Origin of the sequence: Paenibacillus enshidis, from assembly GCF_042136365.1 — a bacterium.
GTDB classification, from domain to species: domain Bacteria; phylum Bacillota; class Bacilli; order Paenibacillales; family Paenibacillaceae; genus Paenibacillus; species Paenibacillus enshidis.
The window spans coordinates 139,788-150,762 of sequence record NZ_JBHHMI010000001.1; the positions used below are offsets into that span (position 1 = coordinate 139,788).

Genomic DNA, 10,975 nt, shown 5'->3' on the forward strand with positions numbered 1-10,975 from the left:
ATATGTTGTTGCATAGATGTTCGTATCCAAAGCTGCAAAATGGTTCGCATTTTCGCACTGTTAAGGAGGAATTTTCATGCAGAGTAAAGAAGTGCTGGCTATGCTGCTCGCGGGCGGGCAGGGCAAACGGTTGAAAGGATTAACGAGAACCCTTGCCAAGCCTGCAGTCTATTTTGGCGGAACTTATAGAATTATCGACTTCCCCCTCAGCAATTGCGCCCATTCCGGTATCGATACGGTCGGTGTGCTGACACAATACGAGCCGCTTGTTCTTCATTCCTATATCGGTGTGGGGAGTGATTGGGATCTGGACCGCAGAAACGGCGGGGTCTATGTGCTGCCTCCTCATGAGAGGGAAGACGGCAACAGCTGGTACAGAGGCACGGCCGATGCGATCTTCCGGAATCTCAAATTTATTGAACAGTTTAACCCCGAGCATGTGCTCATTCTCTCCGGCGACCATATCTATAAAATGAATTATGCGGCCATGCTGAGTTTCCACAAAGAGAAGAACGCCGACTGCACGATTTCCGTCATTGATGTCACCATTGAAGAGGCCAGACGCTTCGGAATACTGAATACGGATGAAAGCCTCCAAATTTACGAATTTGAAGAAAAACCGCAGCAGCCGAAAAGCACGCTTGCCTCCATGGGCATTTACTTGTTTAAATGGAGTGTGCTCAGGGAGTATTTGATCACAGCCTCGCAAAACCTCGACAGCTCGCATGATTTCGGCAAGGATATCATACCGCTCATGCTCAGTCATGCCAAAACATTGTACGCCTACCCGTTTCAGGGATACTGGAAGGATGTAGGCACCATTCAAAGCCTGTGGGAAGCCAACATGGACCTGCTCGCCCAAGACCCTCCATTGAATCTGAACGATCCGGATTGGCGCATATTTACCAGAAGCCCGAATCAGCCTGCCCAATATGTCTCACCCAAAGCCGTTCTCAATAATTGCATCATCAATGAAGGCTGTGTAATCAGCGGCAGAGTCGAGCATTCGGTTCTCTTCTACGGGGTGGAAGTCGGAGAGGGCAGTCATATATCGGATTCCGTTATTATGCCTGGTGTGAAAATCGGACGCCATGTCCGCATTCATCGCGCGATTGTAAGCGAGAATGTGGTGATTGAAGATCATGCCGTGATCGGCGGTGATTCGGGGGAGATTGTGCTGATAGGCCGCGACATTGAAGTACAGACTGCGCAAAATTATTGAGGAACAGGACGGTGAAAACATGAATCGACTGATCGGCGTTATAAATCTGGACAATGAGCTGGATCATCTGAAGGAGCTGACCTACTTTCGTTGTGGAGCGGCCGTTCCCTTTGCGGGCCGTTACCGGATCATCGACTTCACACTGTCCAATATGATGTATGCGGGTATTTTGGATACGGCCCTCTTCATCCGCAGGAAGTACCGTTCCTTGCTGGATCATTTGGGGGATGGGCGCCCGTGGGACCTGGACCGCAAACGCGGCGGCCTGTTTGTGCTCCCTCCGGACTGGAATGATCCGACAGATACGTCCAAAGGGGATTTACAACATGTGCATAATAATCTGGACTTCTTTAAACGTGCCGCAGGAGAGGCCATCTTCCATTCGGGTACGCAGCATATCAACAAAGTCGATATCGGCGATGCTTATCGGTTTCATAGAGAGAAAGGGGCTGACGTTACGCTCGTATACCGGCAGGTGAAGCAGCTTGAACCGGAATATGCGGCCTGCACCCGTCTGGAGGTGAACGAGGACGGAAGAGTGACGGGGATTCATCAGGAACAGGGCCATCATAATATATACATGGAAATATTCATTATGGATAAAAAGCTGTATTTGCAGGAGGCAGAGCGCTGCATCGCGCACGGTGACAGCAACTTTTTTCGTGACGCTGTCCAGCGCAATCCGGACCGGCTTCATATTTATGCTTATCGTTATGACGGGTATCATGCTTTGATCAATTCAGTGGAGAGCTATTTCAAGCACAGTATGGGGCTGCTGGATCAAAAGCAATACCAGGCGTTATTTCAGAGCAGGCCGGCACATACCAAAATCAAGTATGAGGCCCCCACCAGATACCTGGACGGGGCTGAAATCGAAAATTGTTTGGTTGCCAACGGCTGCATCATCGGTGGAAGGGTGGAGAACAGCGTCATTTTCAGAGGGGTACAGGTCCAAAAAGGAGCGCGGATCAGCAATTCGATTATTATGCAAAAATGCGTCATTCGTGAAGGGACTGTCATCGAGAATGTCATTCTGGATAAGGATGTCAAATTATCCGAGGACACCACTTTGATCGGCAGTGTCAAAAGTCCCTATGTTATCGCCAAAAATACCAAGATGTAATTTAATACACTGGCTGATGTGCTGCACGAGAATCGGCTGATGATCAGGAGGTACTCACCTTTGTTCAGCAATAAGGAAGAATTCAAGAAAGCATTTCGGCTGCATCTTGTCAGACGTCTGGGAATCCCGCTGGCGGAAGCCAAGGCCGATGACGTGTACAAAATATTGGGCAATATGATCAGGGAATATGTCGGCAAAAACTGGGCCAGAACGAATTTGGCATATAAGGAGCGTGGCGAGAAGCATGTCTATTATTTCTCGCTGGAGTTTCTGATGGGTCGGCTGCTTGGAAATAATCTGCTGAATCTCGGCATTTTGAACATGGTCCGGGAAGGGCTGGGCGAACTGGGCTGGGAGCTCGAAGCGATCGAAGGGCAGGAATCGGACGCGGGCCTTGGCAATGGCGGTCTCGGGCGGCTGGCCGCCTGCTTTATGGATTCGCTGGCTTCGCTCGGCTATGCGGGACACGGCTGTGGCATCCGCTATAAATATGGCCTCTTCGAACAGCGGATTGTGGACGGCAATCAGGTGGAGCTGCCGGATGATTGGCTGCAGAAGGGCAATGTATGGGAAGTCCGCCGCCCTGAGAAGAGGGTCGAGGTTTTCTTCTGGGGCAGGGTGGAAAGCCGTGAGGAAAACGGCCGCCTTATTTTCGAAACGAAAAACGCCGAGAAAATCTGGGCAGTCCCGTATGATATTCCGTTGATCGGCTACAGGGGAGGCAATGTCAATACGCTGCGGATCTGGAGCGCCGAGTCGGCTTTGGACCCGCTGACTGGCTATTTTCCGAGCGGGGAGGGCTATTATAAATATTTGGAGTTCAGCAGGTCCATTGAGTCGATCTCGGAATTCCTGTATCCGGATGACTCGAATGAAGAGGGCAAGCGGCTGCGTTTGAAGCAGCAGTACTTTCTTTGCTCAGCCGGTCTGCAGAGCATCCTGCGCACCTATGACAAACAGCGGCTTGCCTATGACCAATTGCCCGCCAAAGTCGCCATTCATATCAATGATACACATCCGACGCTCGTCATTCCGGAATTGATGCGTATCCTGATCGATGTAAAAGGCATGGGGTGGGATGAGGCCTGGGATATTACAAGCAGAACCGTATCCTATACCAACCATACGATTCTCAGCGAAGCGCTGGAGAAATGGCCGGTTCCCATGGTCCGTGAGCTGTTGCCGCGTGTATATATGATCATCGAGGAGATCAACAAGCGATTTTGCGCTATGCTGCTTGAGCGATATCCGGGCGATGAACGGCGGATGGCGGAGATGGCGATCATCTATGGGGACCAGATCCGCATGGCCAATCTGGCCATTGTGGGCAGCTACAGTATAAACGGCGTGGCAGCGCTTCATACGGAAATATTAAAGCAGCGCGAGATGAAGGCGTTTCACGAACTGTACCCGGATCGCTTCAACAACAAGACGAACGGCATTACGCACAGGCGCTGGCTGATGCATGCCAATCCGGAGCTGGCGGAGCTGTACAAAGAAACGCTTGGCGAAGAATGGGTCCGCGATCCGCGTAAATTAACCGGGCTGCTGCCGTATAGGCAGGATTCTTCCTTTCAGCAGCGGGTTCAGGATATCAAGCAGGACAACAAGCGGAAGCTTTCAGGGTATATTTTGAGCAAACAGGGGATATCCATCGATCCCTTATCCATTTTTGACGTGCAGGTCAAGCGGCTTCATGGCTATAAACGGCAGCTTCTTAACATTATGCATATCATGCACTTGTACAATGAGCTTAAAGATAATCCGGCCAAGGACATGACTCCGCGCACTTTCATTTTTGGAGCCAAAGCTGCTCCGGGTTATTATTTGGCGAAGCAGATTATCAAGCTGATTAACAATGTGGCTGGCGCGGTCAACCATGATCCGCAGGTGAGAGATCGAATAAAGGTCGTTTTTCTGGAAAATTACTCTGTATCGCTGGCTGAGCTTATTATCCCCGCCGCTGACGTCAGCGAACAGATTTCCACTGCCGGCAAGGAAGCCTCTGGCACGGGAAATATGAAATTTATGATGAACGGGGCATTAACAATCGGCACGATGGATGGCGCCAATGTTGAAATGCATGAAATGGTGGGAGACCGGAATATGCTCATCTTCGGTCTGAGTGTGGAACAGGTGCTGGAGTATTACCGTACGGGCGGTTATTCCGCACGCCGCAAGAGCGAAGAGGATGAGCGCTTGCACAGACTGCTGATGCAGATGATCCAGACAGGTCCTTTTACGAGCCATGAATGGGAATTTGAAGCCGTCTACCGCTCGTTGATCGACCATAATGACGAATATTTTGTGCTGGAGGATTTTGCGGCTTATGCGGATACACAGGCCCAAATTGATCAGGTCTACCGCAATCCGTCGGACTGGACCGGGCGGGCGATCGTGAACATGGCGCATGCCGGGAAATTCGCAAGCGACTGTACCATCCGGCAGTATGCGAACGAAATCTGGCGAATCCGTCCTCTGAATGAGGACATTTCGAGCAGACAGGTGTATTAAGATATGGCTGAAAAAACTGCATCCCCAGAGGATTGGGAATGCAGTTTTTTTCGATGGACGAAATGCCCAATCTTAGCTAACCTTCAGCATCTCATTCGCTATTGTCATAAAATCTTCACGATTGATTTCAAATTGCCCGAAGCGAAATGAGTATCCCCAGTTGCGTCTCCCTTTGGTGAACGTCAGCTTGTCCAACAGATCGGCGATTTTTACGGACCGGCAAGGCAGATACCGCATATTCCGACGATGTGGAATAAAATCATCGTTTATTTTAAATGGATAGACGATATCGTCAGCGACCCGGCCGATAGCCGTGAATGCTTGCAAGACTTCTCCACTCTTCTTATCTGTTCGTGGGGAGTAGTAGATCAGCCAATCCCCTGATCGCATTCTTCCGAGTGGTCCGGCTTTTCCGCTGCAAGTCTGTGCGATCCCTTCTTCAACCGCAAGGCTAGTGTGGGATGCAGAGACGACCCCGATCCAAAAACGATTGCTCTCATTGATCACGAATTCAGGTGTGGTACCAGTCATCTTCTTATACCCTCCTTTCGTTTGATCTAACTCAACTATACAAAAACACTACTGACAGCATTATGTCAGTAGTGTTTCATCAGATGATGTCCAATATTCCGTAATGGTCTCGTAATTTCCGAATAATTCGGTTCAGCTTATCCTCTTAAAAAGAGTGTGACTTAATTGCGATATTTTAGGCAAATTTTCATCTGAAAAAAGCTAGAAAAATATATACATACGAACCAGAAAGTAGTATACTGATGCAGATAGGAATAAAATTCTAGGTTTGTTTACAACAGGTTTCCTAGATCATTTGATTGACTTTAGTTAATGTGAAGAATGTCAATCTATTGAGGGGTGGTTAATTTGGACAAGACAACCACGATACGCTCAGAAGTTGAAAAGTTTATGGAACGTAAAGAGCTGACGCTCAGTGATTTGGGGCGCAAGACCGGAATCAATGTAGGAAGTCTTAGCTCGATCATCACTGGCGGGAGGACGATGGCGGTGAATCAGCTTGACCGGATCACCGAACTGATGGGACTCCCGGAAGGCCATTATTACAATCTATACATACAAGATAACATGGCCGTGACTCAGCCGAATTGGAGACGGCTCAGACCTTTTATTTTCAGATGTGCCGAATTGAACAAGCTGGATTGCATTCAACAGGCCACAAGTTGGCTGCTGGACAATATCGTGTACTGTCCCGTGCTGTTTGATACGGCGGAAGAACTGCTGCAGGCAGGAAAAAAGGAGGCGGCCGCCATTTTATATGAAGGTGTGGCCGTAACAGAGCATTCCCAGCATTCCGAGCGCCTTGCTCTCTGCCAGTATCGTTTATTTACGATCAGATTAGGCGATGATCAGGCTCAAAACCTGGAGGTAGCAGCCCAATTCGAGCCATACATAGAACGATTGGATGAGGTGCTGCAACTGGATGCGCTTAAGGATATGGCGAATGTCTACCGTTCCCTGCGTAAGTGGGACAAAGTGGACAAGTTTGCCGAAATGATGGGGTTCAGGGCAAGAAGGCATTACTTTGCAGAGGGGCGGCAAAAACGTAGTGGGGAAGACCCGTATTCTAAACTGAGCAGACCGCTGTTTGTGTATGTTTCTTATAGTGATTTGCTTCGTGGCACTGTTTGCGAAGAACGGGGGAGATATGAGCAAGCCTTGGAGTTTGCTTCAAGATATGCTGATTTAAGTTGGGTAAAAGAGTACGACGCAGACACCGATCATTGGAAGGGACAATTTCAAGGGTGGGCAAAAGCAAATTTCTTTGTAGCTAAATTATTTTCGGGAGATCTCAGCGTACTTAACGATTATGTAAATTACTTTGAAATAAATAAGGATGAGATTCTTTTAGCATTATTGAATATTGTCGAGGTAGCTAACACTTATAAAGCGAATATTGATGATATCCTTTCTCGCTTTGATCCGGAAATCAAGTCTCTGGGCGAACAACTAGAGGGGACAATAATCTACGATAAGAGATTCAAAGCAGAACGCTATTCACGATTACTGAATGAATTGTCGGATTATTACTTGCAAAAAGGCGAGTATAAGGTTGGGTTTAAATATTTATTGGATAGTTTACAAAGGTCGTTTATCATTAATAACGAGTCCATTATTATAAAATGTGTTAGTCTGTTTGAAAGTTTTAGAGGGTACGCGGCTTCCGAAACACAGGCAGTATACCAAATCCTTTTTAGTGAGGTGTACCAAAATGAAAAAAATAATCGCTTTGTTTATAGTAGTCGTTAGCCTTATACTGGTTTACGATGTGCCAGGTTCGGGAACGATTTACAAACCATTTGAAAGCCACGGTGGAGCATAAAAGAGTCTACGTAAAGTACATTAGAAAGGCCAGTTCCTGTAGCTGGATGACTGTTTCAATTTCCGTGTCGGTCATTTCCTTTGGAACAGCTGTACCCTCGCGCTCTGCCGCAACCGGACTGGCGCTCAACGCATGACCGCTCGGGACAAGGGACGGTTTGCTCAAGCGGCCGCCATGATAAAGCTGCACAATCGCTTTGGCGCCATTTTCCTGAATAACAGCCGCTAGCTTTTTCAATCCGGGCTGCAGCGCATCGTTATCGAGAGCGAACCCGTAATCCGTCAGTTTCCCGTTTGGTGACACCAGTGCACTGGCGGTAATGACGGCGCCAACTCCCTGAGCACGTGCTTTATAATAAGCCAATTCTGCATCCGTCACTTCTCCATTTGGGCCGGATGCCACAATGGTCATGGGCGCCATAAGCACCCGGTTCTTCAATTGCACACCTGAAGGCAGTTGAAACGATGTGAACAATGGTTCGTATTTTTGATTCATTTTCTATTCCTCATTTCTGTATAATTTTATTAAGGACCTATTGGTCCGTAATAGATAAAAAAATAAATGGATCTACGTATGTTTTACGGAGAAAAATTAACGGCCTTGGTCTGAGTGGATTCCAGACCAAGGCCGCATTATTCTGCTGTATTCGTAGCGGCAGCGGTTCATTTTCCGCTACTGTGTATCCAAAGCTTGATTCTTCTGTAGCCTATGGCAAGCTATCTCAGAGTCGTAGTCGCCCGGTTCCCGGCATAGTCCTCAATGACAAGCTTCAGGGAGCTGGTCGTGGACGCAGGTGTGAAGGTGAGCTCGCTGAGCTTCGTTCTGCCTCGCACAATATACGGAAACTTCTTGCTGGTGTAGGTAACTCCGAATTCCCTCGGTACGTCATTCTCATACACATAGAGACGATGCCAGTCTGTCAGAGCAGGCAGAGCCAGCGTATAGGTTTTGCCTGTTACGGTGACCAACTCCTTGGCATAAGGAGCAATCTCCAGGTCTGCAAGTTGCCCCGTTATGGTGACCGGAGCCTGGCCGTCGCTGGAGAGATTCAGGACGTAATGCTGCCCGTTCTTCGGCAGACCGGTGATTACGGCCTGTTGTTCACCGGCGTCTGCTTGAACGCTGGTGGTGAACGGCTCGTTCGTATATTCGGTCTCCAATGTCAACTCGACTGGTCCGGCCGCTCCGGCTGGATTCTGCCATGTGACGGACGCATTTCCGTACACATCAAATGCGACCTCCACGTCCTTCACCCCGGCCGTCAGATCGTAAGGCAGCGTAGCTGGCTCGCTTTCTGTGCCGTCTGCTCCTACAGCCGTGATGCTCAGTTCCCCGCGCTGATGCTTCAGGGATTTGATATAGTACGTGGAATCGTAGATACCGCCGACGTAAGCACCGTTTTCATACAGATTGTATTGCTTCACTTTGTCATAATCCCCGATATCCCATGCGACCACCATTTCGTCAGTGTTTGTCAAAGCTTTAACGATCCGGAAGTTGGCCGGAGCTTCAGGTGTAGCTGCGGAACCGTCCGTGATACGCAGCTCACCGATATTCATCTGATACGTATTGATGGTGCTGTCGTTGTTATTAAATGACAGACCGAGCGCGGCGATGGTTTTGCCTGCATAACGGCTGAGGTCCAGGGACACGGTCTTCCAGCCGTCCGTCTTTTGACCGGAATCAGGCACCTCTACCTTAACTACTTCATCCGGCGCATCCGTAAAGATCAGTCCCAGGCTTAGGGAAGAAGAGTCCGCAGCTGTTGGTTTATTGTAAGTCAAAGTTGCCTTGGAGCGCTCATTGACCGTTAAATCCGTCTTGAACAGGCGCAGGAAGTTGTCGGCATCCAGCTTCCCGTTCACCACAAGGGAGCTGCCGCCGTTATAAGCACCGATGGACTTGTAATCATAACGCGGACCTTTCTCGTATTTCGGACCATAGTCGAAGTCCACATCAAGCGGTTCCCCTGTGGTGTCGAGCCACCATTGCCAGGTCACCGGAATGTCCTGAATGTTGATATTGGACCATTCTTGGTCACTGGATACAACGCCGTTTTTGACATAGTCCAGGCCATGCCCGGTGTTAAAGCTGGTGAAGAAATTGCCGCCCCGAATGACAGAGCGTTCGGCGATGTAGGCGGCAATGCCGTCCCAATTCGCGCCAGATGCGTATACATCGGACAGGTTGGCATTTGCGTTTCGGCGTGCCTCGCTCGGGTCCTGATTTGGTCCTGACCACCATGCCCGGTCACGAACGAAGGTCATCCACTGATATTCGCTGTCTGCACGGTGATTGGCGCTCGAATTGCCCATATCTTCATCCAGCCCGTTGTGGGTGAAGTCTGCGCCCAGCGTAGCAATGCTGTTCATCGGCTGGCCGTTCTCATCCAGGTTCCAGCGCAGGTCGTATTTCTGCTTCCAGCGTCCGAAGCTGTCGTTCCCGCCTTCGACACCGGCGAAGACGGTCTCCAGCGGATCCAGTCCCAGGCTTTCGGCATGGGAGCGGGATTTGGCCAGCATATTATTGTTCCACCAGTAGTTCAGGAAAATCGAATCCGACACCCGCCCTAACTGGGCATCCTTCACAAATGGGCTGTTCGCGGAGTTAAACTCATTCTGATACGCAATCTTTCCGGTCCCATCTACTGTAGAATCATACCATTGCACATACATCCCCTGATCTCTCAGGTATTTCATGAATTTTTTGTAGGTGGCAATATCCGCTGGAGCTACGCCCTTGGCGACCTCTTCCTGGTTAAAAAAGTATCCGTCATAACCGTAATACTCGGCCATTTCCACCAGCTTTTTGGCTACAGGGAACTCCCCGTTCTTATCCTGCACGAGCATTTGCTTGTAGGTCTGTGGTCCGCGGTCATTGTCTGAGAAAAAGATGTTGGCGATGGAGAGCACGCCGTTTTTGTGAGCAGCGTTCGTGTAAGCGGGATTGGGAATGTTCAGGATGCCAAACTCGAAGTAACGCTCGGTCCAGTCCTTTTTCGCATCATACAGCTCCTCTGGCACCCCTGCGGACGCCATCCCGTGCCAATAGCCGTAGTAGTCGGTATATTGCCAATAATTGTACAGATACTGGGCGAATTTATTGGTGTACGGGGTACTGTCGAAAAATGCGTTGCCATAATCCCCGCTCATGGTGAACATCTGTGTGTCCGGGCTCAGCTCAGGGGAGGCCTGGGTAGGGGCGAATGGAACATTACGCGGCTGCAGCGGCACACGTGCCCGCAGCAATTCGCCGTAGATATCACTTTCCGGGGTCCAATCCATAATCTGGGCACTGGTATAACCATGCTGATAGGGCTGATTTTCTCCCTTGGCGCTGATGCCCTCATAGGGCAGCGTATCTCCGGCGAGAACCGGTGCGGCAGAGAGCTGGCTCAGCAGCGCGGCCGACAGGGCAAGGGCCGTCATTTTGGGCATACGCTTGTTGGTTAACTTTTTGCGTGTCATGCAGTTCCTCCTTCATAATGGAATGGTATTTATGTATTCGCTTTCAATTGCACGAAAGCTTATGGATAACATACTGGAAGAAAGCCATTTCAAATAGGGTCAAATTAAAGATTTCAGGTGCAAACTAAAGAAAATATGGAAGTGGGAGATTCATGTGAGAGGCAGGATGATATACTTTTGAGTAACACAGGAAAGAGGTACAACAAAGTCACATGAGCTTATGTGTCTTCTGCAAGCAGCAGACGTACAGAGAGCTCGGCGGCTGGGAGGTAGAGTCGTATTTTTAAAATTGCGAA

At 49.3% G+C, this 10,975-nt stretch carries 7 protein-coding genes; 4 read left to right on the top strand and 3 right to left on the bottom strand.

Going from position 1 to position 10,975, the window contains the following annotated elements; translation table 11 throughout:
* The first annotated feature begins 76 nt into the window (after positions 1-76).
* From ACE41H_RS00620 to ACE41H_RS00630, 3 genes are read left to right on the top strand one after another with little or no spacing between them, the layout of a single operon-like run.
* Positions 77-1,222 (top strand): glucose-1-phosphate adenylyltransferase, encoded by a 1,146-nt coding sequence (locus ACE41H_RS00620; protein WP_375352543.1) that lies wholly within the window; start codon positions 77-79, stop codon positions 1,220-1,222.
* A 19-nt stretch (positions 1,223-1,241) separates the two neighbouring features.
* The gene (glgD, locus tag ACE41H_RS00625) at positions 1,242-2,345 is read left to right on the top strand and encodes a glucose-1-phosphate adenylyltransferase subunit GlgD (protein ID WP_375352545.1); all 1,104 of its coding nucleotides are present in this window, start codon (positions 1,242-1,244) and stop codon (positions 2,343-2,345) included.
* A gap of 60 nt (positions 2,346-2,405) precedes the next feature.
* On the top strand, positions 2,406-4,859 hold the full coding sequence (locus ACE41H_RS00630) for a glycogen/starch/alpha-glucan phosphorylase (protein ID WP_375352547.1): 2,454 nt from the start codon (positions 2,406-2,408) through the stop codon (positions 4,857-4,859).
* A gap of 72 nt (positions 4,860-4,931) precedes the next feature.
* Here ACE41H_RS00630 and ACE41H_RS00635 read toward each other — a convergent pair whose 3' ends face one another.
* Positions 4,932-5,390, bottom strand: coding sequence for an EVE domain-containing protein (locus tag ACE41H_RS00635; RefSeq protein ID WP_375352549.1), 459 nt, complete (start codon positions 5,388-5,390; stop codon positions 4,932-4,934).
* Between the two features lie 348 nt (positions 5,391-5,738).
* Between ACE41H_RS00635 and ACE41H_RS00640 the strand changes: the two genes are divergently transcribed.
* Entirely contained in the window at positions 5,739-7,139 is a 1,401-nt protein-coding gene (locus ACE41H_RS00640; RefSeq protein ID WP_375352551.1) for a helix-turn-helix domain-containing protein, read from the top strand.
* 79 nt (positions 7,140-7,218) lie between these two features.
* On the opposite strand, the gene ACE41H_RS00645 is transcribed toward ACE41H_RS00640, so the two are convergent.
* Together ACE41H_RS00645 and ACE41H_RS00650 are read right to left on the bottom strand one after the other, a co-directional pair.
* The gene (locus ACE41H_RS00645; RefSeq protein ID WP_375352552.1) at positions 7,219-7,707 is read right to left on the bottom strand and encodes an oxidoreductase; all 489 of its coding nucleotides are present in this window, start codon (positions 7,705-7,707) and stop codon (positions 7,219-7,221) included.
* A gap of 221 nt (positions 7,708-7,928) precedes the next feature.
* Positions 7,929-10,679, bottom strand: a complete 2,751-nt coding sequence (locus ACE41H_RS00650) for an endo-beta-N-acetylglucosaminidase (protein WP_375352553.1) — start codon at positions 10,677-10,679, stop codon at positions 7,929-7,931.
* Between the last annotated feature and the right edge of the window lie 296 nt (positions 10,680-10,975).